Annotated in this window: 20 protein-coding genes; 10 read left to right on the top strand and 10 right to left on the bottom strand. The window is 48.3% G+C overall.

Translation table 11 applies throughout. From position 1 onward, the window contains the following. Nucleotides 1-131: 131 nt before the first annotated feature. Nucleotides 132-1,421 carry a 4-aminobutyrate--2-oxoglutarate transaminase gene (gabT, locus tag V202x_RS14710; protein ID WP_145176274.1) on the bottom strand — a complete coding sequence of 430 codons (1,290 nt, stop codon included), beginning with the start codon at nt 1,419-1,421 and terminating at the stop codon, nt 132-134. Nucleotides 1,422-1,484: 63 nt separating this feature from the next. Further along, nucleotides 1,485-2,846, bottom strand: coding sequence for a hypothetical protein (locus tag V202x_RS14705; protein WP_145176271.1), 1,362 nt, complete (start codon nt 2,844-2,846; stop codon nt 1,485-1,487). A 131-nt stretch (nt 2,847-2,977) separates the two neighbouring features. Here V202x_RS14705 and V202x_RS14700 point away from each other — a divergent pair, with 131 nt between their 5' ends. The 4 genes from V202x_RS14700 (at nt 2,978) to V202x_RS14685 (ending at nt 10,138) form a co-directional block, all read left to right on the top strand. Further along, nucleotides 2,978-3,301 carry a hypothetical protein gene (locus V202x_RS14700; RefSeq protein ID WP_145176268.1) on the top strand — a complete coding sequence of 108 codons (324 nt, stop codon included), beginning with the start codon at nt 2,978-2,980 and terminating at the stop codon, nt 3,299-3,301. A gap of 1,040 nt (nt 3,302-4,341) precedes the next feature. Beyond that, nucleotides 4,342-6,621: a DUF1549 and DUF1553 domain-containing protein gene (locus V202x_RS14695; protein ID WP_145176265.1), complete on the top strand. Its 2,280-nt coding sequence runs from the start codon at nt 4,342-4,344 to the stop codon at nt 6,619-6,621. Nucleotides 6,622-6,635: 14 nt separating this feature from the next. Next, entirely contained in the window at nt 6,636-7,961 is a 1,326-nt protein-coding gene (locus tag V202x_RS14690) for a DUF1501 domain-containing protein (protein ID WP_145176262.1), read from the top strand. Then, nucleotides 7,961-10,138 carry a DVUA0089 family protein gene (locus V202x_RS14685; RefSeq protein ID WP_145176259.1) on the top strand — a complete coding sequence of 726 codons (2,178 nt, stop codon included), beginning with the start codon at nt 7,961-7,963 and terminating at the stop codon, nt 10,136-10,138. Before V202x_RS14690 ends, V202x_RS14685 begins: the two co-directional genes overlap by 1 nt. Before the next feature lie 125 nt (nt 10,139-10,263). On the opposite strand, the gene V202x_RS14680 is transcribed toward V202x_RS14685, so the two are convergent. Next, complete coding sequence (locus tag V202x_RS14680; RefSeq protein WP_145176256.1) at nt 10,264-10,848, bottom strand: protoglobin family protein; 585 nt, start codon at nt 10,846-10,848, stop codon at nt 10,264-10,266. Nucleotides 10,849-11,019: 171 nt separating this feature from the next. On the opposite strand from V202x_RS14680, the gene hcp reads away from it, so the two are divergent. Continuing rightward, nucleotides 11,020-12,306 (top strand): hydroxylamine reductase, encoded by a 1,287-nt coding sequence (gene hcp / locus V202x_RS14675; RefSeq protein ID WP_145176252.1) that lies wholly within the window; start codon nt 11,020-11,022, stop codon nt 12,304-12,306. Nucleotides 12,307-12,578: 272 nt separating this feature from the next. Further along, nucleotides 12,579-12,821 (top strand): hypothetical protein, encoded by a 243-nt coding sequence (locus tag V202x_RS14670; RefSeq protein WP_145176249.1) that lies wholly within the window; start codon nt 12,579-12,581, stop codon nt 12,819-12,821. A 184-nt stretch (nt 12,822-13,005) separates the two neighbouring features. On the opposite strand, the gene V202x_RS14665 is transcribed toward V202x_RS14670, so the two are convergent. Further along, entirely contained in the window at nt 13,006-13,974 is a 969-nt protein-coding gene (locus tag V202x_RS14665; protein ID WP_145176246.1) for a DUF1559 domain-containing protein, read from the bottom strand. Nucleotides 13,975-14,684: 710 nt separating this feature from the next. Continuing rightward, a complete protein-coding gene (locus tag V202x_RS14660) occupies nt 14,685-15,887 on the bottom strand; it encodes an acyltransferase family protein (protein WP_145176243.1) in 1,203 nt (400 codons plus the stop codon). Between the two features lie 175 nt (nt 15,888-16,062). Between V202x_RS14660 and V202x_RS14655 the strand changes: the two genes are divergently transcribed. Together V202x_RS14655 and V202x_RS14650 are read left to right on the top strand one after the other, a co-directional pair. Further along, nucleotides 16,063-16,329 (top strand): hypothetical protein, encoded by a 267-nt coding sequence (locus V202x_RS14655; RefSeq protein ID WP_145176240.1) that lies wholly within the window; start codon nt 16,063-16,065, stop codon nt 16,327-16,329. Between the two features lie 57 nt (nt 16,330-16,386). Further along, the gene (locus V202x_RS14650; RefSeq protein WP_145176237.1) at nt 16,387-16,863 is read left to right on the top strand and encodes a site-specific integrase; all 477 of its coding nucleotides are present in this window, start codon (nt 16,387-16,389) and stop codon (nt 16,861-16,863) included. 214 nt (nt 16,864-17,077) lie between these two features. On the opposite strand, the gene V202x_RS14645 is transcribed toward V202x_RS14650, so the two are convergent. Together V202x_RS14645 and V202x_RS14640 are read right to left on the bottom strand one after the other, a co-directional pair. Next, a complete protein-coding gene (locus tag V202x_RS14645) occupies nt 17,078-18,466 on the bottom strand; it encodes a DUF1552 domain-containing protein (RefSeq protein WP_145176234.1) in 1,389 nt (462 codons plus the stop codon). 95 nt (nt 18,467-18,561) lie between these two features. Then, the gene (locus tag V202x_RS14640; RefSeq protein WP_145176231.1) at nt 18,562-20,487 is read right to left on the bottom strand and encodes a DUF1592 domain-containing protein; all 1,926 of its coding nucleotides are present in this window, start codon (nt 20,485-20,487) and stop codon (nt 18,562-18,564) included. A 260-nt stretch (nt 20,488-20,747) separates the two neighbouring features. Here V202x_RS14640 and V202x_RS14635 point away from each other — a divergent pair, with 260 nt between their 5' ends. Next, complete coding sequence (locus V202x_RS14635) at nt 20,748-21,404, top strand: DUF4145 domain-containing protein (protein ID WP_145176228.1); 657 nt, start codon at nt 20,748-20,750, stop codon at nt 21,402-21,404. Between the two features lie 76 nt (nt 21,405-21,480). Here the strand turns inward: V202x_RS14635 and V202x_RS14630 are convergent, their stop codons facing one another. Genes V202x_RS14630 through V202x_RS14620 form a run of 3 tightly spaced genes read right to left on the bottom strand, consistent with a single transcriptional unit; the run spans nt 21,481 to nt 23,404 of the window. Then, a complete protein-coding gene (locus V202x_RS14630; RefSeq protein WP_197992877.1) occupies nt 21,481-22,227 on the bottom strand; it encodes a DUF4145 domain-containing protein in 747 nt (248 codons plus the stop codon). Nucleotides 22,228-22,275: 48 nt separating this feature from the next. Then, a complete protein-coding gene (locus V202x_RS14625) occupies nt 22,276-22,782 on the bottom strand; it encodes a hypothetical protein (protein WP_145176222.1) in 507 nt (168 codons plus the stop codon). Further along, nucleotides 22,775-23,404: a BRCT domain-containing protein gene (locus V202x_RS14620; protein WP_145176219.1), complete on the bottom strand. Its 630-nt coding sequence runs from the start codon at nt 23,402-23,404 to the stop codon at nt 22,775-22,777. The genes V202x_RS14625 and V202x_RS14620 overlap by 8 nt, the downstream gene beginning before the upstream one ends. A 138-nt stretch (nt 23,405-23,542) precedes the next feature. Between V202x_RS14620 and V202x_RS14615 the strand changes: the two genes are divergently transcribed. After that, entirely contained in the window at nt 23,543-24,052 is a 510-nt protein-coding gene (locus tag V202x_RS14615; RefSeq protein ID WP_145176216.1) for a hypothetical protein, read from the top strand. The last annotated feature ends 400 nt before the right edge of the window (nt 24,053-24,452 follow it).

Raw genomic sequence — 24,452 nt, 5'->3', positions numbered from 1 at the left:
ACCTTGCTTATGCTGGTGAAAAGGCAGGCAGGGAGCTCAAAAAAACGGTTACTTTTGACAAGTAATGGTCAGCTTTTGGAGTTAGAGTTTTTGTGAAAAACACGATTTGTGAGACCGGTAAAAATAGATGATCAATCCTGGGCTGATAACGAGGCAATGCAATCGGCGACAATTGCCATCCCTTCGTCGATCAATTCCATCGGAATGGTTAACGGTGGCAAAAAGCGGATGACATTCCCATGCATACCACAGGAGAGCAGGATTAGTCCCTGGTCTGCAGCAGCAGTAACCAGGGACTTGGTCAATGGGGCGTCTGGTTGATTCGGATCACCTGATTTGACCAACTCCATGGCAATCATGGCACCGCGGTTGCGGATGTGTCCCACGTGGTCAGGAAACTGTTGCTGAATCTTGCTCAAGTGAGACATAAAACGCTGACCGATTTCGTTGGCTCGTTCAATCAGTTGCTCTTCGGCAATCACTTCCAGGACCGCCAGACCGGCTGCACAACCCAAAGGCGAGCCGCCATATGTGCCACCCAGTCCGCCCTGATGTGGGGAATTCATGATGGATGCTTTTCCAGTTACCGCGGCGATGGGAATACCACCGGCAATCCCTTTGGCCTGAGTGATCAAGTCCGGTTCGACACCGGAATGCTGCATACAAAACATTTTACCTGTGCGGCCAAAACCGGTCTGGATTTCATCTGCGATGAAGACAATGCCATGTTGATCGCAGGTTTTACGTAATGTGCTGAGGAAGTGGTCGGGGGCCGGGTAGAAACCTCCCTCACCCAGGACCGGTTCAATAATCAGAGCAGCAACGTCTTCGGGGGCGATATCCACCTTGAATAGAGTTTCGATAGCACGGTTGGCATCTTCAACGGAGACTCCATGATATTCCATCGGGAAGGGGACATGATAGATTTCAGCCGGGAAGGGACCGAATGATTTTTTGTAAGGAGTGATCTTGCCAGTCAGACCCATGGTCATGTTGGTACGACCATGGAAACCGCTTTGAAAAGCGATCACTCCACGTCTACCTGTATGCGCACGGGCAATCTTGATGCTATTCTCTACAGCTTCCGCACCACTGGTGACAAAAATCGTTCGGCACTCGGTGGAAATTGGAGCGGCCTCATTCAGTTTTTCCGCCAGTGCTACAGCAGATTCATAGGGAGTGACCATCACGCAGGTATGGCTGAAGTGTTCCAACTGTTCGGCTACTGCAGTTTTTACTTTGGGGTGACAGTGACCAGTATTGACCACGGCAATGCCAGCACCAAAATCAATATAGCGACGGCCCTCAACATCCCAGAGCTCAGCGTTTTCAGCACGCTGGATAAAGATGCTATGAGCGTTGCCTTGACCCTGAGCGAAGGTAGCCAGCTTGCGTTGTTGGAGTTGCTCGTTTTGGTTCATATCATTCTACTTAATTTCAATGGCATTAGAATTAGCTAGCGTTCAGAGGAAGGCCGCACTTACTTATGGTTTTTGGGTACGGGCTTTATCAGCCTGTTCGCGTTTCTTGATGTCTTTCGGGTGCTTGGAAAACGATTCAAAGACATCACCAATCACGCGATCCGCGAGGACACTCAGTTCGGTGAGAATAATCGCTTCCGCCTCTGGCACAAGTTTGGATGTATTTGGTTCATAGCCGCCGACGTCATAGGAATCGGCGGTAGCAATGTAGCCGACGTGTCCATTGGCGTATCCCACGATGATGGGAATAGCGCGGTCTGCGATGTCTTTTTCCATTTTCAATCCGTATTCGACCATCGGTTCGCCAGGCATGGTCAACAACAGGTACGGGCCGATTTTCATCGCCTGTAACTCTGAGTCGATGCGGCCCTCTTTACCGGGCAACGAGATGACAGAGTTTGCGACTCGGATTCGGTAGTGCGTTGCACGATTGGCAAGTTGTTCTCGGGTTACACTGCGGGCCAGCGTTCGAACGACTGCACTGCCCAGATCCCGCCCCGCCCATTGTATATCGGCTTCATCTGCACAGCGATACGGGTAACCCGGAAGATTGGGGCGAATGTCGCCGGCACAGCCTTGTAAAAACAGCGAACTGGTCTGCTGACCGTAACACATTTCCACAAACGACTGTGCTTCCCCAGGAAAGTCAGCACTCATTTTTGGATAGCCGTTAGGGTAAGGCATCGACCCTTTATCACCCCACGTAAAAAAACAGGGATGGCATACCGCATGCATCACTACTGCAAGTGGGGTCAGAGATTTCCCGTCATCGAAACGCAGGACTTTCACGCGAGGGTCATTGGGCCCATCTTCATTGAGCCGCACGACGGCCCGACCATTGATTACCTTTCGTCGATTAATGCCGAATCCAATCTTATCCTCACCGTAACCGACTGTTACGGGACGCATTTTGGACGCCGCCTGTTTTGCTGCTGCGCCGAGCTTTTCAATCAGTTCTTGTCCCCACTTCGATTTGGCATCAAAACCCGGCCCGGAGTGATTATGTGATGCTGCAACCATGATGTTGGCCGCCGGTATCCCAGTTTCTTTCTCGATCTGCAGTCGAGTCAACTTTACCAGTTCATCATAGGCAGATATCAGGTCAAGTGTCACGATCGCAGCTTTTGTCTCGCCGTCATCCAGTACTAACACACCCGCTCGTAGAGGGTCGCGCACACCGGTCACTTTACGACGATGCCCGACGACTTCCAGTTGGTTTACTTCGGCAGGTGTAATGTCAACTTTGGCAACACCAGCGCGTAGATTCGACTCAACAGCAAACTGACCATCCGCGGCATTGGTGACACATGTGGTGCAGATGGTAAAGAGCAAACCAATAAAAAAACTTCGGTGCAATTGGTGCATGGTTCAGGTTCCATTATTCATAGTTAAAGTTTTGGAAATCCAACCGTCATCTGGAGGGCAGAATCATTTGACGCATGGGGATGCCCCCAACATCTCAGTCTAAGCACTTTTTTACGAGCCGGACAGGCTGAGTGCCTCCAAAATTGGAAAGGCTGCCCCCGACCCCAGTCGAGTACGCCACATCTACCGACCTGTCAGTAAGCCATAGCAAGAAGAAACACTTGATCAATCATACCGCCGCCGCCGAGCGACCCCATTTTGGCGCGAAAACTGTTTTCTCAATACTGAATGTTTCTGCGCCTGCGGACCTGAGTCCTATAAAACCCACTGGTTTCAGCAAGATTCCTAAAGGCGATACAAAAACCGATTCCCAATCTTCACTACTTTTTGTACCCAAATTAACCTTACTAGCGACAAAATCAGACCTCAGTTGGTCACGAATTGACCAACCCTGAGACAATAATGCGCAAATAATAAAGTTGCCTACTCCACCCCATTTGCAGTGGTTGCCGAAACTCAACCAACAAACCCTCCACCAACCAAAAAACAAACGTAACAGAATGAAAACCAAACACCACATCACAGAACTCCGTTACTGACAATCAAATAAAAATCATCACGCAGAGAGAACGAACTCTCACACACACACACACACACGATACAAACCCCGCCCGAAAAGATTCTATCCGATATCACCCAGCGACTCGAAGATGAAAAATCAGCAGTAGTGCTCAAAGGGCGTTCAAAACTCAAACGGCGGCTCACCGATGAATACTTCGCTGGTATTTCAAAAAATTGGTAGAAATCCCTTACAGCGCTTGATGACGAATACTTTTCCCTTGAAGATGAAGCCATCACAGTTATTCCAGCATTGTGTATGTACCATGAAACGCTGTTTGAATCATCATCAGAGAAAACAAAAAAACAATGCATTGTGCCGGAGTGGGGGTTGATGCGGGTTTGTGAATTCAAAAGTCCTTCGCCGCGCGTCTGGGAATGCTATCAAGTATCTGCAGGCGGCAGGGGCAATTTATTCGGACTTTGTTTGAATGGGAAATTCTCGATCAAGAAACAGTAACAGGACCGTTCGACAGCATCGTGATAATTTCAATACCATGCTGAAAGAAGACTGGTAAGCTGCCGGTGAACTACTATCGAACCACATTCGAAATAACCATATTGTGTTGGGTAATATCGAGCCCTCAAACAAGAAGAAATGAGAATTGAGGATCTGTTATGCGTAAATAATACAAATTTATGCGCGTTTTCTACAAGAAAGTGCTAATATTAATGTCTACCATATGTGAAAAATAACTAATAAGTATTTTTTTATACATAGGGTTGCAGTTCAAACACTCTTTAAGGAAGACAATCAATAATCAATCCAACTGTTTAGTAATCATCTTTAAATGATATAACGAGATCTCCATAGCCGTTGAATCGTGTTTCGTAGTTTAACGAACTCCTTCAATTTCCATTCGAGAGGGCCAGTTGCGTGGATAGGATTAATTCACTTTTTTGCTTTTCTACAGCTTTGAATTATCGATCTAATTATCGGAACTTGGGCTCAATTCAATGGCACTCCATTTTCAGCTGGTTGCTATTACTTTCTTTTGCATCATGGGGCTCGATTGCAGTTGGTGCAGAAAAAATAGAAACAGTAAAGAAGGAAGGCCAGCAAACTTTAAGTTTTAGCCGCGACGTTGTACCGGTTTTAACAAAGGCTGGTTGCAATGCCGGTGCCTGTCATGGTTCGTTTCAGGGGCGCGGCGGAATGTCGTTGTCTCTGCTTGGCTACGATACAGTGGCCGATTTTGAAGCCTTGTTTCAAGCGGGGCGCGGACGGCGAGTCACACCCACAGCCGCTGATCGAAGTCTTCTTCTTCGTAAAGCTACAGGCAGTGTCCCGCATGGTGGTGGAGCACTCATCAAAAAAGATTCCGAGAGTTTTCAAGTCCTGGGTGAATACATCAAGCAAGGGATGTCACCAGCGAAATCCGATGATCCACGAGTTATCAAATTGACGGTGGAACCTGCCTCCCTGGTTCTGGCGCCTGGGCAAAGTCGTTCCCTCAAAGTAGTGGCAGATTGGGAGGACGGTGTCCATCGCGATATCACCCGTTGGGCTTTATTTGACAGTCAAGATTCACAAATTGTTGAGGTGTCTTCATCGGGCCAGATTGCAGCTGTTCGAAGCGGAAAATCTCCGGTTACGGTCCGTTTTCTAGGTCAAGTGGCCTCAGTGGACGTAACAGTTCCGTACAATCCGGCAAAAGCGATTACTGGTTTCACTCCCTCGAATTATGTTGATCAGTTGGTATTGGCCGAATGGCAAAGAATGGGAGTTTCCCCCGCACCTACTGCGACCGATAGCGAATTTTTACGCCGGGTTTATCTCGATCTGATCGGTTCACTACCACAGCCTGACGAAGTTCGAACGTTCATTGAGTCTACAGATAAGAATAAACGGAAAAAAATAATCGACGCTTTACTCGAACGACCGGAGTACGTCGATTATTGGTCGTTGAAGTGGAGTGATCTGCTTCGTGTACATCGTCGTTATGTGGGCGATAAAGGGCTGGAAACATTTCGTGGTTGGATTCGTCGTTCAATACGTGAGAATCGTCCTCTCGACGAGATGGCACGAGAGCTCATTGTTGCCCAGGGCGATCTATTTTCCAACGGTCCGGTCGGGTTTTACTTCATCGATCAGAAGCCGGAAGAACTTGCAGAAACCACAGCACAGGTCTTTCTAGGAATTCGTATGCAATGTGCGCGATGCCATCATCATCCGTTAGAAGTCTGGGGCCAGGAAGATTACTACGGATTGGCGGCGTTTTTCACGCATATGCAATTCAAGGACGCAGGGAAAATCGGTGTAAGGTTTGGAGGCCCGAAAAGTCTGCGCCCAACGATCAAGGCGAATACAAAACGAAAATTAGAAAAACCGTCTGAGGCTCGCGTGCTGGGAGGACCAGTGGTTTCTGATCAGGACTTGCCTGATATTCGTCAACCACTGGCTGACTGGATCGTCTCACCAAAAAATCCGTACTTTGCACGTAGTTTTGTGAATCGTTATTGGGCCTGGCTGACGGGACGGGGAATTGTTGAGCCGGTCGATGACATGCGGGCCACGAACCCACCTTCGAATCCGGCACTGATGAACGCGCTGACTGAAGATTTCATCGCCCACCAGTTCGATGTGAAACATTTGCTGCGCACCATCTGTAACTCGCGCGTGTATCAATTAGCTTCGGATTTGAAGCCAGAACGGGACAAATCGGGCCGATTATTCACTCATCGTGTACCACGGAGAATGCAGGCGGAGGTATTGCTTGATGCGGTTAACCAGTTTGCCGGGACAACCGAAAGATTCAACGGTCAGCCACCGGGCACACGGGCCATCGCGCTTCCGGATCCTCAGATTTCCTCTTACTTCCTGATGGCCTTCGGTCGCCCTTTAAGAAACAGTGCCTGTGAATGTGCCCGCGGCTCAAAGCCTGATTTGGCCCAGGCACTGCATCTGGTCAACGGTTATGCGATGAACTCAAAGGCTCTCAGTAACGATGGTCGGCTCGGACAGTTACTCAAAGAGAATAAGAGTGATGCAGAGATTCTTGATGAACTGTATTTAGCGTCGCTCTCTCGAAAGCCCACCGCTGATGAGTTCAAGGCAGTTCGCGAACTATTGGCCGAAGCGCCGTCTCGTAAAGAGGGCTGGCAGGATTTGGTGTGGACAATAATCAATTTGTCGGAATTCGTTTTCAATCATTGAGGGAAGGACCAGCTATGTTTTCAATCGATCGAATGATGCGAAATTGCCAAGGGCTTTCACGCCGCGCGTTTTTGCAGGTTGGTAGCTTACCACTATTGGGCCTGTCACTTCCTCGATTACTCGAAGCCCGCGCCACAGGGAGTGCCAAGAAGGACATCAATTGTATCCTGCTATGGACGAATGGCGGGATGAGCAATATTGACACGTTCGATATGAAACCCGAAGCGCCGGTTGAGTTTCGGGGTGAGTTCCAACAGATTAGTAGTAATATTCCAGAGATGCCCGTTTGTGAGCATCTCCCACGCATGGCACGTGTGATGGACAAGGTTTGCTTAGTGAAATCAATTGCTCACACGATGAGCGGTGATCATGCCGCGGCTACCCATTATATGCTCACGGGGTATCCCCAAAGACCGGACCCCACTGGTGAACCATCGGGTGTAGTCGTTTTTCCGTCGTTTGGCTCCGTGGTGGGACATGAAAAAGGCTGGAAACAGGCAATTCCTCCCAACATTGTTTTAGGAGGTAAGTTACTTTATTCAGGGGCAGGCTATCTTGGTTCTGCATTTGATCCACTATGGATTCGTGCTGATCCCAATGCTAAAAACTTTCAGATTCGGGATGTTAGTGTGGCTGAATCCTTGCAAAAACGCATGCAGCGTCGTCAGCAAATGTTAAAACGGCTTGATACCTGGCAGCGACAGAAAGAACTTTCAGGAGCAGTTGCTGAAAAGGGAGAATTCTATCGCCAGGCATTTGACCTCATCACTTCGTCTGCAGCCAAAAAAGCATTTAAATTAGATGAGGAACCTGCAAAATTGCGCGATCGTTATGGCAGAACGCGCGGTGGGCAAGGGGCGCTACTAGCTCGACGGCTTATCGAATCGGGCGTCCGCTTTGTTACCGTTAACTTGGATGGCTGGGATACGCATGACAAGAACTTTATTGAGCTTAAGTCGCCTCTGTTGCCGACCCTCGACCAGGCGTGGTCGGCTTTACTGGAAGATCTGGAAACACGCGGTTTACTTGATTCCACATTGGTGATCTGCGCGGGTGAATTTGGACGGACTCCGAAAGTCAACGGGGCCGCAGGCCGCGATCATTATGCTCCCTGCAACGTCGTCGGTTTGAGTGGGGCAGGTACTGCCATGGGTTCGGTTATAGGCCGTACAAACTCTCGCTGTGAACATGTTGTGGGACAAACCAATGACACACTTGACTACGCCGCGACGATTTTCCGTATTCTTGGAATCGACGGCAGCAAAGAATATCACACTGAAGATGGTCGTCCTGTCTTTCTGAATAATGGCGGCAAACCGATTAAGGGGGTCATAGCTTGATGGGCCAAAGCAAATCCACAGTTCAACATGAACGTATCGGTATAATCTCCTCACGCAGACGCGTTGCTCTTTGTTTACGGTTAACTCTGATTGTAGTGATGTCGTTGAGCTATATGTCCCATGCGATTTCTGAACTGAAGCCGCCCGACTATTATGAATGTCGATTGGATTCGATTTTTCCCGCCGGTGGTCAGCAGGGAACGACGGTCACCGTGGAACTCCATGGTCGAAAAGGAAAAGGTGGATTAGCAGCACCGCAAAAGATTCTCATCGAGGGGCCACCAGGGATCACAGTCAGTGATTTAAAAGCCATTTCCAAAAATGATACAGTCCAGGCGAAATTTACTATAGCAAATGATGCTCCACCCGGGCGCAGGTGGGTACGTGTGATCAACGAGCAATCGGGGATCACAAACTTTGGGCACTTTGTCGTGAGTAGACTGTCTGAGCACATTGAAAAAGAACCAAATAACGAATTAGATAAAGCCGAATCATTAAAATTGCCAGTTGTCGTCAACGGGCAAATCAATCCCAAGGCTGACATGGACTGCTTTCGCTTCTCTGCCAAACAAGGTCAAAAACTTGTCATTGCAGTGGCCGCTCATTCGATAGACGTCCACGGGAGTGGGAGCAATTGGGGAATTACTGATTTCACACTGGAGTTGCTTGACGAACAAGGTGTGATCATCGCGGAATCGCTTGATGAACTGGGCTACGACCCGATGATCCATTTTGAGGTCCCTACCTCTGGTGTTTACACTGCGCGACTGAAGCTCGTTGCGTACAATGGGTACCCGGAAGCCGTCTACCGATTGACCATCGGCGAAGTTCCCTACGTTACCAGCGTATTTCCACCTGGTATCCAGCGGGGTAAAACAGTGGAGGTAGAACTCCGTGGGCCCAATGTCCCCGCCGGCACGCGACAGTTGATTTCGGCAAATGAAGGTACTTTTTTTCCTCTACAGTATCTCGCTCTACCTGGAGCGACCAGTGGGCAGGATGTTCCTGTACTCCTGGGGGATGATACAGAATCTATTGAGAGTGAGCCAAACAATGAACTAGCAAAGGCCAACGATTTAGAAATGGAGGCGATGGTCTACGGTCAGTTTGAGTCAAAAGACGACGCTGATTGGTATCGTATTCGGTTGCAGGAAAAAGAATCTATCTTTTTGCAGGTATTCGCCCATCGGTTTATCAGATCACCCGTTGATACCTACTTGGAGGTTTTTAGTGCTGATGGGAAGCTATTAAGTGAAAATGATGATGATGGTTCAATCGGACCTGGTTTTGCTGCTTACCACGATTTTAATACCACCGACAGTGGGCTCGTATTTCAACCAAAGACATCAGGGGACTATTATGTCCGCGTGACTAACAGTAACGGAACAAGTGGCTCTCGAGCCGTCTATCGTTTGTCAATGAAGCGTTACGGAACGAAACCCCGTTTTGCTTTACGTCATTTTCCCGACGCGGTTCCCATTTGGGGGCCAGGCAGTACAGCAGGATTGACAGTTCGCGTTGATTGGATGAGTTCTCGGAACTTCGACATTGATCTCTCAATTGAAGGACTGCCCGATGGTTGGAAGGGAAGCCAGGCCAACGCACTCGGTACCACTAAAGAACGTCCTAACAACCCATATCAAGATCGCGTGTTTCTGACAATCACTGCGCCAAAGGACGTGCCGATTGGAACAACGGTTCCATTTCGTGTCGTGGGCCGCGTGAAACATAAGGGAGAGGTGATCGAAAGGGTTGCGTATCCATTAACGTGGTTCCGCACGAGCGATACGGGTTTTTTCCGCGTTGCGCCCCAGGCCTATACCACCGTTGCCAAACCTCGTGATCTTTGGCTGGAATCAATGATCAAAGAGCTGACCATTAAGCAAGGCGAGACAGCAAAGATACCTGTTCGCGTTCACGGCATATCGAATGCGAAAGAAGTGCCGTTGGTCGTAAATCTGGCAGAAGGTATCAAATGCAATCTTGGAACTCCTGTCAATATTCCGCTCAGCAAGGATGGCATTGTGAATGTGCCGTTGGTTAACACATCAAAAATACCTGTCGGCACTTTTGCAATCACTGTGGCGCAAACTTGGCGGAGCGACATTCGGGTTGGTGCACCCGGTCCCTGTACTCCCATCATACAACTTCACGTACGATCTAAAAAGCAGCAGTGAATCTGTTGAGAACATCGAATTAAGCCAACCGATTCATTCTCTGTTCCACACAAAAGCAACGAATTAATGCTTCTGTTGGATTTTGGCATTAGTAGAGATAAGAAGCTCAAAAAATCTCAGACACGTCAGTCGTGTGAGATTGCGACATAATGACGGGAAATAAAATCATTCTGTATCCAAAGCAGTTTCTGAAATGCTCGGATGGCAGCGAATTTCTGGTCATCTGGAATGTCTAACTCCAGAAAAATTTCGATTAATTGATCTGATATTAAACCCAGCAACGCGTTCATCTGAACGAGGGAAATATCGAGCTGTTCATTCCCTGCTTTGGGAGTATGAATCTTACCTACCATATCCAGATAGAGGACCATTTTCGCGTCATATGAATGTCCCAGTAACTTCATAAAATATCTTTGGAGATGGTCTTTTCGAAACTTGATCTGGTTCTCCTCAGCTGTGAGTTCCTCTAGTGATTCGGGAACTGCTCCCTCATAGCCATGTTGACGTGGTACGAAGTGGCGCGCGGTTGCATCGTAATTGAGTAATCGCTCGTAAGTCGCATCAACCAGACCGTTGATGCGTGGTGCAAAGTGAGGGATCGTATTACGGATTGCTGTCACATCGGCTTCATCAAAACCGATGAACTCTTTGAGGTATTCAAAACGATAGGCCAGATCGGTTTCCAGCAGTTGCTCATCAATATGTTTCATGTCTATTTCTGTCTTACCTTTCATAAAAGGATATTTGGATCTTGACATCCAATTATGGGTCTGATTATTATCTTACGCAAGAGAAAACACGTTGAAAACACAGGATTTAAATTGTTGATCAATGTAGCAACAGTCATTCACTTTTCCCGTATTTAGAAGATCGGAGTCTCTATGTTTTGTAATCAATGCGAACAAACATCCCAAGGAACCGGTTGTACAGATGTTGGTGTCTGTGGCAAAGACCCCGATATGCAATCATTACAGGAAACACTGTTATACGGGGTCAAGGGGATGGCTGCTTATGCGAACCATGCTCGTCGTCTGGGAAAAACGGATGATGAAGTCAGCGCGTTTATTGAAGAAGCGCTCTTCGCTACCATGACGAATGTGAACTTTGATCTGGAATCGTTGCTGGAACTGGTGATGGAATGTGGTCGCATGAATTTACGCGTAATGCAGATGCTGGACGAAGGGCATGCGGAGAAATTTGGAACACCAGAGCCGACCACTGTGAGTGAAGGCACTAAAGCAGGCCCCGGAATTCTTGTCACTGGTCATGATCTTCTGGATCTTTCTGATCTCCTGGAACAAACCGCCGGCATGGGCATTAACGTCTATACTCATGGAGAGATGCTTCCCGCGCATAGTTACCCCGAGCTCAAAAAGCATCCTCATTTGGCGGGACATTTCGGGACCGCGTGGCAGAATCAACAATTGGAGTTCACCCAGTTTTCCGGTCCGGTAGTGGCTACGACGAACTGTGTATTGATTCCCTGGGAATCTTACGCCGATCGTTTATTTACAACTCGAATTACGGCAGTTCCGGGAGGGACTCGATTGAAGGACAATGACTTCACTCCCGTCATCGAGAAAGCCCGTGAGTGTCAGCCACTGGTTGAACAACAGACCGGCGAGTCGACGATTGGATTTTATCATGGAGTCATTCTGGGGGTCGCCGATCAGATCGTCGATGCGGTCAAATCGGGTGATATCAAACACTTCTATCTCATTGGTGGTTGCGATGGTGCGGAAACCGGACGAAACTACTTCACCCAAGTCGCGCAACAGGCACCACAAGAATCGGTTATTTTGACTTTAGGCTGTGGGAAGTTCCGTATCCGTGATTACGACTACGGAACTGTGGCAGGTTTGCCACGACTACTTGATATGGGACAATGTAACGATGCCTATGGAGCCATTAAAGTGGCGTCCGCATTGGCCGATTCATTTGACTGCAGTGTGAATGATCTTCCGTTAACTCTTGTGATTTCCTGGTTTGAGCAAAAGGCGGTTGCAGTTCTACTGACCCTTCTGCATCTCGGAGTGAAGGGGATTCGGATTGGTCCCGAGCCACCAGCATTTATCACTCCCAATGTTTTTAAAATTCTGCAGGAGAAATTCGATCTTAAGCTAATCGAAGCAGAACCTCCACAAGAATTGTTTCAATTAACAACTTAAGAAATGATAGAAGTACTTTAGGTCATCTTATGAGTTCGATTCGTAAGATGACCTGTTTTTTTGATGACTCTTTCAAGATTGTATGGCATTCCCGAAAATGCTTACACTTCAGGGTGAATTATCCGATTAACAATCTCGGCGTATTTCGTATAGTTTTGAATCGAAAATGAATGAAAAACGCTATCCGAGATCGGACAGTTCGATGGTGACTTGGATGTACTATTTTCGATGACTGAGTATCGAGCGACATAAGGGATGGATCTGAGTTGGCAATGCGGGTCTGGTCTGAACAAGACGCGATGGTGAAAAAGGTCGTCACCGCAGCCTACCAGTCGAGAATCGAGTTCATTGGCAGCATCTTTCGTCGCATGGGATTTCGCGGGAAGGATGTCGAAATCCGTGTCAGACTCTTGCTCTGCTATATGAGTTGGGAACCGAATCTGCACCCGCAGGAATCCAGGAAACGGCGGTTTGATATGCTCAATCTGCAATATCAAATACTAGCACAGGTGTAGGTTTTCAATTATCGAGCGATCTCGTTATTCCGCTAACAGAAGTTCCAGAGAATGCCTCGCGTTGCCGCATTAGTTAGAACGCTTGAGTCTTTGAGTCTGAATTTGTGATCTCAACGGAGGCTGGCCTGAAAGGTCGGTAGCCGTTGTATTTTTTTAGGTATTAGCGACTTCGCATGAGTCCCGCTCAAAAGCCGCTTGTGACTTCACCATCATTTCGAACGCAAAGGTGGCCGAGAACTTCTACATCTATGGATGTGGACAGGGCGTGGACGCTGCCATCTGCGAACGCAAATTGACAGATACCTGGGTGCCAGCTTCCGAAGCTGTAAAGTCTGGTATCGACATAATCCATATTTGGAGCTAGTGGAACGTGGACACCTCCAATGCGTGTGCTGAAACTGAAATGCCATCCGCTATAAATTGCGCCATCATCAGGCGGTTGGTTAATTTTTTGAGCGTTGACGTGCATTTCGCCTGCGAGAATCGTATTACTTGTCCCATCCGTGATGTCCCGATAGCGAATTTTATCAATCCAGTCCCGTGGTTGACCTGCTACACAGAGGGGACGGCTGCTGATGATAATGCCGTTTCCATTTCCACCCCAATAGAAATCCGAAGTGAACCCAATGGCACCCGGAGAAAGGTCACCATGGTTGCCGCCGTAGTCTCCGGTTGCACCACTGAAAAATGTTTGCGGCCCTGAACAGCCGCAAGAAGCTGTGAATTCGACCGTGACAGTGGGAACCTTTGCGGTGGGAGCAGACCTGCGGGAGGGACAGAGATACGTGGGAATCGCCATGGTGCGAACTTCTTCGGCATGATCTTCAAAATTTTCTCGCGTATCCCAATCGTCTGCAAAGTTTCCCTGCTCAAGATAGGGGAGAATTCGTATGAGCCAACTGGGGGTATCGCGACCACAAGATAATTCCTGCGGATCACCTGGTCTGGGCATGATTCGTCCCGGAGGGAAGCACCCAATGTTATCGTGAAACTGAACCGTGGCGAGTGCGATTTGTTTGAGGTTGTTTTGGCAATGGGTGCGTCGGGCAGCTTCACGAGATTGTTGTACTGCCGGAAGAAGTAACGCCACCAAAATGCCGATAATTGCCATTGAGACGAGCAGTTCGATTAGCGTAAATCCTCGGCGAGGCATGAGCGGTTTCCTGAATGTGTGAATATGTTTATTCTCTTTAAGATAGGCCTCAGATATAGACATGTCAAGAAGAATGTGATGAGATCGTATCCAGGCGATAAGACTCTTAGACTACGAAATGACAAACAGCACGGCAGTTTCTGAGGAGCGTTTTCAGTACTCTAAATCAGGGAGGAATTCCAATCTTTCAAATGTCAAAGTATGTTATTTCCTGCTGGATTCAGTCATTTCTAAAGTGAAGCAAGGTTTCAAACTTTAACAATGTCGTGTTTACCGAGTCAAATCATCTTTGGCTGGAATGAAAATCAAGAAAGTTGAGAGAATTCATCTTTATCATTTCAAGTCTTTAAGACAAGCTTCAACCATCCTTCAATGAGTGTTTTGAATATTAGCAACCAGTCGTAGAACTTACTCGTACTCTTGGTCTTCGATCTCGTGAAGATGCCCGAGGGCAGTGAATATCATTCAAAATGCGAAAACGACGATCACACAAGTGACAATGAGGATTCACCTTCTGGCAATGCTTGATAGAAAAAGGCACTGCCAGTCAATGACGGTGCCTTTATGGAGGCAGCGGGACTGTTGACTTTCATCGTCTCGTGAGACTGTTGAGCCAGCCTCATCTACATGCCACAGAAGTTTTTAGGCCAACACGACCGATTGCAAGTGAGCCAAAAGTCGCCGCCACTATCCGACCCACGACTAAGGCACTATTGTGTCTCCGCTTCAATCGCAGGGCTGGCCGTTACTCCTGAAAGTTCTTTCTGCTCGACTTGCATTTTCGTCGATGCAACTTGCTTTTGCGATCTGGAAGGAAAATAACGATCTCGAATCCTTAGAACCGGCATTTCAATCAACTTTGCCATTAACACGCCAACAATAAGACTTCCGATCATGTAGACGAAGAGATTAGACCAGTATCCAATTTGGACGCCTGTTGCGATTCGGATTGCGCCGCTCCCCCATACGTTTACGGGCATGTGCCATAGATAGATCGAGTAAGAGTAGAAGCCTATTGCGGCAAGGAGACCACCAACAATTCTGAAAGGGCGCGGGCAGTTTGGCCTCCAGTCAACGGTTGAAATGACAATCCCACCGAAACCCAAATAGAGTAATGTGAGACCGAATGCTGGAAGCCAAGGTGTACTTCCAAGAGGTAAGAACAGGACAGGTGATAGTAGTAGCAAAGAGATTGCGATAATGTGAAACCTGAATTGCCGTGTGAATGGTTCGATACGATCCAAGTGAAAGCAGTACAGATAGGACAGAAAGACACCGAAGAACAGTGAATCAATCCGAAGGTGTGTCGGAAATAGATGTGTCGTGTGTGAATACGTCGAGCTAAAAGATGTCATGCACCTTAGCAGGAGCACCGCGGCCGCAACGCAATAGAACAACCATGGAAGTGACGCAAACGGGGAACCTGAACGCTTACCTCTCGTCACCAAAAAGGCCACGACCAAGGCCAGCAATAAGTAGAAATGCTCTTCGATGGCAAGGGTCCAAGTATGGTTCCAAACCCCAGGAAAGTAACTTTGAAGGAAAAGGCACTCACTTACATATCTGCTGAGGGAGATACCACCATTTCGCCACAGTACTATAGCCAGTGTGGTACTCAACATGACGTAAAACGCAGGGTAGATTTTCAGTCCGCGACGTGCCAAAAACCTTCCGATTCGCACGTTTCCATGTCTATTGAATTCACGAAACAACAATCCTGACACAAGAAAGCCACTCAGAACAAAGAACAAGTCTACTCCGATCCAACCGGAACGTGCCCACAACCCCATTCCATTTCTGAGTAGAAGCGGGGTGTCTTCGGGACATCCCGGCATGTGTCGACCCAGCACAAGGATCACGGCGATCGCGCGAAGGATATCGAGAGATTGAACCCTACTGTTGGTGTCACTCATATGAATCTTCAGTCAGTCCAAGTTTCACGTCGATCTTGGTTGAATGTTTCAATGTTTCAATGAAATAACATATCTTATCTCATGTAAAGGAGGGGAAAGCAAGCCTATTCAGGGCATTTGCCCTGCTATGAGTCGCCACATTTTACATGGAATAAGATTTCTGGAGCTAGAAGAGATGGCAAAATCGATGAAGAACGGATCGTCGCTGGTGATCTTGAACCCTGTCGAAAGCAGTGCCGATGCTCTCCTGCCGTCAAAGAGCCGCGACAGCTTGGTTGCTTGGTTCGAGATTTACATGGGCCTCGAAGTTGGTACGCCAGAAACGGACACATTCCACGCTAATAAGGGCGATCTCCAGAAGTTCGTCGAATACCTCTTGGACGCTGCGGGGACCGATCACCCTGACCAGTGGACCAAATCGCTTACAGAGGCATTTGTGTGACACCTGAGAAAGAAGCGAGGACTGGCAGCGTCCACCTTCAATCGAGTTCTGGCAACGTTGAAGCACTCCGCACAGTGGATTCACCGGCAACGCCCCTTTCTGGTCGGGAACCCATGTGAATCGGTCAGGCCGATTGACGACGATGATCCAGAATGGCGCGACCTTGAAGACATCCAAGTGAATCTCCTGCGGTCTGCTGTTGAGCAGTTGGTTCACCTGAAGACTCGTGCTTCTCAGCGACCGTATCGAGATCAGGCTATGTTCCTTCTGCTGCTCCACACGGCCTTGAGGGAGTCAGAGTTACTGTCACTCGACTACCCGGACCAGTTAAGCGGCGGCTACCTCCTGAACATCCAACGGAAGGTCACTCGAAAGCTGTGCGTTCCCAAGCTGGCCAGAATGCAACCCTTATCCGATCCGAAGCCTCATCTTTATCCGACCATTGAAGAGGGTGGCACAAAATCATGTCCCGCCATGGAACTCGCAAACCAAACAAAAACAGCCACTTGCGAATTGCCGCAAGGGGCTGTTTGAGTGGAGGCGGCGGGAAGGCAGTTTTCAAAATAAATTATCGTCGTAAAACAATTTATATGAGAGGTTTACTCGAACTGCATTTTTTTGAATTTTGTTCGAAAATCGTAAAGATCAGACACGAAATCAGACACATCAGACATGGGGCAATTATAGAGGTAGTTGCATGATGCCAGTCCACACCATGTGAAGGTTCCACTCTATTGCCATAACTATTTCAGGAGTTGGCGGAGATAGCTGTGATCTGTTTCGTGGCGATTCCAACGGGGCGGTCGAGTGGAATTCCGGTACACGTCAGTAATGTCGTCAACAGATCACCCTGGTTGCCTTTGACATCAGGCAGGAAGCGTCCTGTGTTGATGGCACCGCCGCCGCTTCCGGCGAGGATGAAGGGCAGGTTGGCGCGGGTGTGTCGGTCACCATCTTCCAGTCCCGAGCCCCACATCATGATGCAGTTGTCGAGCAGGGTGCCGTCCCCTTCTTTCAAACTGTGCATTTTGTTGACCATATACGCGAACTGGTCGATATTGAATTTCGTGATCGCGGCGACTTTGTCGACCTTCTTCTTCTCGCCGTTGTGGTGCGTCTGCGAATGGTGCTGGTCTCGGAAACCAAGTTCCGGATACGAAACGCCGTTCGGCGTCGAACCGATGTAGGTGCAGACGCGAGTCGTATCGGTCTGGAAAGCCAGCACATTGAGGTCACACATCACCTGCATGTACTTGCTCCGTTTGTCTCCCTCAGGGATTTTAATCTCGATCGGAGGAGAGTCAGTCTTGTGACTGCGACTCGGGCGGATGCCTGCTTTCTCGAGGGCCGCTTCTTTCTGTCGCATCTCAATCGCGGCGATTCGTCGTTCCACCGAACGCACGCTGTCCAGATATTGGTCCAGCTTCTTCTGGTCGGTTTGTGACAGCGTACGACGTAGATCGCGGGCGCCACCGATCACCAGATCCAGCATGCTGCGATCCAGGCTGTTGACTCCCGCTGAGGCAGGTCCGCCCCCTTGTTCCTTTTTGTTGAACAGCCGATTCAACACGTTACGAGGATTGGTCTCGGCAGGAACCGCCTGGGTCGGCGAGCGGAAGCTGCAGTGCGAATAGTAGGCTTCATTCAGCCCCGCCTGATTTTCCTTCCACGTCTGCGGCATCGTGGCCAGTTCCAGTGAGGGCAGGGCAGTGAAGGCACCCATGGAATTCGCGGCAATCTGGTCGGCGGAGATGGAGATGCTGATCTCGTCCCGCTTATCCGGATCGGGCAGGGCCGCGGTGAGCCACGTTGAAAGTTCGAGCGCGTGCGGTGCACCGCGAAACGGACCGTTAGACACGCCGGCGATCCCCTTCATCAAGAGGCATTGGTCGATCACCGGGCGCAGCGATTCCAGGGCAGGGGGCGGCGAGGTCAGAAAGCTCTTGGCATCGTTGGGCCAGAACTGATCCATAATCACACCATGCGGCATGTACATGAACCCGAGTCGAACTGGCGGCTTGAATGTTTTTTTCTCGCTCGCTTCGGCCCAGCCCATCACATCCAACAGAGGCAGCGCCAGGGCTGCCCCCATCCCTTTCAGACAGGTGCGACGATCAATGGTTTTAAAATTGCTCATGGGAAGGCCCTCTGGTGGGTTGTCGAGGAAAACGGGTTTGTTGAACGAAGGACTGTCATTCCGCCGTACAAATCATCGGGAATTCGGTTCGCCTCTCACTCAATGCGCCGATGCGTGAATGGATAACTGGTGACGACCTCAATAATCAGCGTCTGCATACGGTAGTCGTCCTTCGCGATCTTCTGCATCAGTTCATCCATCACAATTTCGTCATATCCTTCCAGGCGTCGACATAATGCATAGGCTAACAGTCGCTCGACCAGATTGCGAGCAAACTTAGCGTTGTGCCCGGCGATAATGGCTTTTAGTTCTTTGGGGTTGGAAAAGTTCTTGCCGCCGGGGAGTTCGCCCGAAGCATCGATGGCCTGACCGTTCTCGTCCTGATCGCGCCAGCGTCCGATGGCGTCGAAGTTCTCCAGGCCGAATCCGATCGGGTCGAGCAGACGATGGCAATTGGCACAGACGGCTTCGGAGCGATGCAGTTCGGTCCGTTCGCGGAGCGTCAGATTAGCGATCTGTTTTTGATCCTGTTTCTCCAGCGACGGCACATTGGGTGGCGCGGCGGGCACATGATCCCCAAGGACCTGTTCCAGCACCCAGACACCCCGATTAACGGGACTGGTGCGGTTGGGGAACGAAGTCGCCGCGAGTACGCCGGGCATTCCCAGAATTCCGCCGCGATTGCCGTTGGTCAGTTTGACCTTGCGCATCTCGGGGCCGGTGACCGTTTTTTCCAGGCCGTAGATCGACGCCAGCTTTTCATTGAGAAAGGTAAAATCGCCGTCGATAAAATTCGCAACGCTGTGGTTCTCGCGGACGATACTTTCGAAAAAGAGGCGGGCTTCATCGTACATCGCCGTTCGCATGGCGGTAGTCATCTGCGGGAATTTTTCAGGGTCAAAGGTGCGCGTCTGCAAATCTCCCAACTTGAGCCACTGCGCACCAAAGCCGTCAAACAGAGCCCGCGAGCGCGGATCTTTCAGCATCCGCCTGACCTGATCTTTCAGGATCGGCAGCTCATGCAGTTTTCCCTGATCCGCCAGCGCCATCAGCTCCGCATCGGGCATGGTAGCCCACAACAGATAAGAGAGACGCGAGGCGAGCTGAAAATCATCGAGGGGCAGAATTCCCTTTTCCGTCTCGACCTCCTTGGCCGGCGTGATAAATAGGAACTGCGGCGATACCAGGATCGCTTTGAGCATCAGCCGACATGAGGCGTAATAGCTGAGATTGTTCTGTTGTCCCAGGTCAAAAACCTTGAGCAGGACCTCCACTTCCGCAGCAGACGGGGGACGGCGGTAGGCCTTCCGCGCCAGTGACCGTGCCACCTTGCCAGCGGTTGCGTTATCATCGGTCTCGGAAGTCAGTGGTTCGCCAAAGAGTTGCTTTTGAATTTTCGTAGGCGGTTTCCCCTCCGGTGCCAGGATCTGATTCAACACGTTTTCAGAAATCGCCAGATACTGCTCGAGCTGCAGCGGCGAGAGTGAATTGAGATAGCCTTCGCCGCTGACTTCATCCGGCAAACTGGCGACAACATCAGGATCGACACCCAATAAATCATGCAGCGTGTTGCCATATTCCGTTTTGGTGAGCCGCCGAATGACGAATGCCCCTGGATCTTTGGGGCTAAGATATTTGACCTTCTCCATCCATTCTGAAAACCGCTGACGTTCTTCATCAGTCGGCTGATCCAAACCCTCGGGTGGCATATCATGTGTTTTCACCCGAGCCGCCGACTTCTTCCACTTCTCACTGAAGGCGGCATGACCGGGAGTCCGCAGCGCCGGATCAAAACTGAGCCCTGCCTCGGTGGGCCGCCTGTTCTGATGACAGTCGATGCAATATTTTTTGATGAAGGGCTTGATCTGTTTGCTGAAAAACTGCTCCGCATCCGCCTTCTGTGTCGCCAGCGTTTGATCCATTTTGGACTCAGCCAAACCGACGCGCGGACAGACCCCAAAGCCCCCCCAAATCAAAACGGCAACAACACCGCGCACCAAACGCGCCTCTAAAACTGACATGCAAACACTCCTCAAACTGCTGTTGTAACACGAACATATTATAGTTGGTGCATATGTTTGTGTAAATGAGGGTGGGGAGGAGGGAGCTTTTGTCGGTAAGCGGATTTGTTGCTGACAGCTTATTTTCCATTTTCAAGTAAGTGTTTTATGGTTGGTATGACTTCTCAAGGGGCTGGTGCCAGGGGATCAAGTTTGCTACAAATATTCTTGCCTCACGGACTCGTTTTCATGAATAAACAAACATAATGGATATCGGTCAAATGGACGCAGAAGAACGAATCATCAAACGACTGGGCGAAATGATTGACATGGGCGAGGAACTGTCAGCAGAAGAAAGAAGAGCAGATCATCATGGGAATTATGAATCAATAAATGAAGGAAATGTGGCTCAATGGAAAATGAGTTCCCTTAATATCTTACTCCGAGGATTTGGAGAGAATAGCATTCATTATAAAGAGTTCGTAAAAGAAGTTGATAATAGCACCTTTTCCGTAGAGATTGGAAATAACATTCTCTTTGCTGCACTGGATGACATGAGAGGTGGATATCTGGCAGGCATGAAAGAGTTGTTGGAAGCAGAGATATTCAGTGATTTCATGGAACAAGCCGAAGAGTTATTTACTAAGGGATATCACCCAGCAGCAGCAGTGGTAGCAGGATGTGTGTTAGAAGATGCTTTAAGAAAATTGTGTGAACAGCAATCTGAAATTGAGTTACCAGACAAGCCAAAACTTAGCTGGATGAACGATAGACTGAGAGAACATAGTGTTTACAACTTGTTAACTCATAAAAGAATCACTGCTAATGCTGATTTGCGAAATAAAGCTGCTCATGGTGAGTGGAGTGAATTTGACAAGGATGATGTCAAAGAAATGGTATCTAGTATCAATACATTTATGCAAAAACATTTTGGGTAACTACCTGAAAAAAAGCCTCTTGTGATCTTAGTCCCATAACGCTGCCCCTAAGACATCTTCTTTTCCTTTGTCCCTACTATAATTGTTTGTGACTGTTTGATTTCTGTGAGGATGACTGCTTTGCATTTATTTTCGATTTTCCCCTTGTAGTTCTCCGTTTTCTGAGTGCTTCAGCCTTTGAGGGTAAGATATAAATTGTATTGATCAGCCCTTCAACGATTTCTAAACCATCTTCTATATCCTGACTCGAAGGAGTGGTCATCTCATGCAAAGCAGAATTTCCTATATATCTTTCTTCATGAAGTAGTTCTGCTTGTGCAGTTGTTAGTAAATTGCGTTTAGCCAACTCATCGATTTTTTTCTGCAAATTCCCATTGTTAATCTTTTGGCTAAGACAGATTGCCTCTACAGTCGCCCGAAGGCCTCCTCCAGCCATTGTCCTTGCGTTAGCATTGAAACAATGAATAGTTTCTCTGTACATCTTCCATACGTTTTCTGGAACTAAACTTCCTTCTTCTTCAAGATTGTTCTTAAACTGAATGGGTTTACGTAATTCAGACTCAGATTCATCGTTTGGGTAGATTTGTATATCATATGGATCACTGCGGTGTTCTGGCGGATTGTACTCTAGTTCGATATTAAATCGGCGATATCTAAAAGTATCACAACCCCTACATTGTATTAATTGATGGAACTCATCATGGGTCCATCCAATATCCGGATCACCGTACTCTTTCTTCGTTTCAAATAGTACTAAATGGTTTCTGTAACCACGACCACATTTGGAACATCGAACCTTAACCACTTTTTCTCTAGCGTTCATACACAATCTCCAATGGGATGGCATTTTTTAATAAGAACTTAATTATTTTCAATTCATATTCGCAACTTGATTGATGATTCGGTTTGCATCTTCGAAACTGCCAACTCGATTTAAGAGTTCTTGAGCGTCCATATGAGCCAAATCTTTAGAAGAAAAACTCTTTCCTCTTGGTATAGTTAATGGATACTCCTTACCTTCAGCATTTTCTTGCGATACTTTTTCCACGATTTTCTTCACCTCAGTATGATTTCCGAGATTCATAATCATTCCTACAACGAGTTCTCTTAAACTTACTGGATCATCCACATCTTCAAGAGGCTTTCTATCTAGTGACTGCCCCATTCGCTTCCCTACAAAATATACAGGCCAAAAACTCCTCAATGCTTCACCTGTTAATTTCTCATATTCAATCATCACATCTTCGAGAAATTGAATTTGACTATTTTCAGACAGAATTTTGGCTATAACTTCATCTCTTTCTTTCCGATTCATTTGCTCTGCTTTCATAGAAAAAATAGGTTTCAGTCCCAATATCCCATAAATAATCTCACGCAAGAAACCGCACCCAACGTTCTTCAGACACGATGGCAATATCAGTGCCGCTTTCTTTAAGTTCGACGGCCCGTTCAATTTTTCTTCCATGTGTGGAATGAATCCAGTCGGTACTGCCAATGACGCCGATGACCAGGAAATCGGTGTCTTTGGTGGGGGACTTTTTCAGGCTGCCATTTCTTTCCAGGACCAGCGACTCGCACTGCTTGCGAGTTCCTGTCACAAACTTCCCGGTCAGACAGAAAATGCGTCCTTCGAAATCAATTTCAGGATCGGGTGTGGTCAGTGGGAGGGAGGTTGACATTGAATTCACACTGCTGTGAATTGTTGGCTCGCCGGTGAGATCCATCAGCGTCTGCAAAAGCTCTTTCTGTTCCTCAAAATCGAGCACGTTGTCAGCCAGCATCTCTTCGATTCTTTGGTAAAGAACATTCGCCGGCCAGTGCTCTGAGATATCCTGATTATTTCTGAGCCACTGTTGAAGAAATTCGACTTCAAACTGAGTGACCTCGCCATCCGCCAGTACACCTTTACACAGGCCGATCAGTTCATCTATTTTCCTGTCATTCAATCGGGCTGCGTTGAAGCATCGATTGAATGGTTGCCCGTCCGCATTCAGATTCATTGTGCACCTCTGGTTTCGGCTGTATAGTATGGGGATGATTTGTTCAATTGTGGGCATCCGAAATCGTAGATTCAAGCGCAGATACAGAGATTTATAGTAAACAGCGCTTTTCCACCTGACCTGAATACAAGAACAACCGTGACTACCGACCCTGACGACGAATCCAAAAATGAATGGAAGATTGATTTCGATGCGCTGCCTGGTCCTGATCGGTCGGAGCTGCTGTATTCCCACGATGTCGTTCGGCCGGCGGTGACGAAAGAGTTGGCGGCTGTTGTTTACTCCGTCATTGAGTACCGGATGGGATCGTACGGTGGGTTCTTTGCCCTGTTTGAGGGACCGCCTGATGCGCCTCGAATTCTCTGGTGCCCTGATCTGCTGCAGTGCTCGGGTTACCTCGACACGCTGCAGTGGCTGGACGGCGACCGGTATGTTGTTACTAATGGCTACATGTATGACGGTAAGAGATATGTTTCGTACCCCTTCTTTTTTGTCGATGTCGAAAAAAAGCAGATCGGATACTTTCCCATGATTGACTCATTCAACGCGGTGATTGAGTCTACCGAAGCGGGTTGGGTCATCCATGAAAATGAGAAGGACGCGCGCCTCCCCATGCCCAGGCCGACATACTTCTTCATCCAGCGGTAAAAGCTCTGTTCCTCTGTTCGATGATCCTGATCTTGCTGACGATCTCCGCCACCGCAGTGATAGGTTTAAATTGCCTGAAAAAAATGTGATCCATTCTTCCGAATATCGTGCCGACTCACATAGTCTGCTCCTCCTAGGAAATATATACAATAACAAAAATTCTCAGATCCTGCTTGGATCGAGAAATGTGGTGGAGATCAGAATCCTAATTAGTATATCAGGTTCTGAATTCGATTAAGTAGCAAGGTCAACTCTGGAAAGTATTTGCTAATAATATTGAGTGTCGTTATGATCTAGTGTCTGTAAGTTCTTAGTGTTCGTAGTGTCACTTTTTCTTGGCCCCAAATATGAATCATGCAATCAAGAGACTACCAAAGCTGACCGTGTTTGTTTTAGTTAT

Source organism: Gimesia aquarii, from assembly GCF_007748175.1.
Taxonomy (GTDB): domain Bacteria; phylum Planctomycetota; class Planctomycetia; order Planctomycetales; family Planctomycetaceae; genus Gimesia; species Gimesia aquarii_A.
This window is presented reverse-complemented; position numbering and strand designations above follow the sequence as displayed.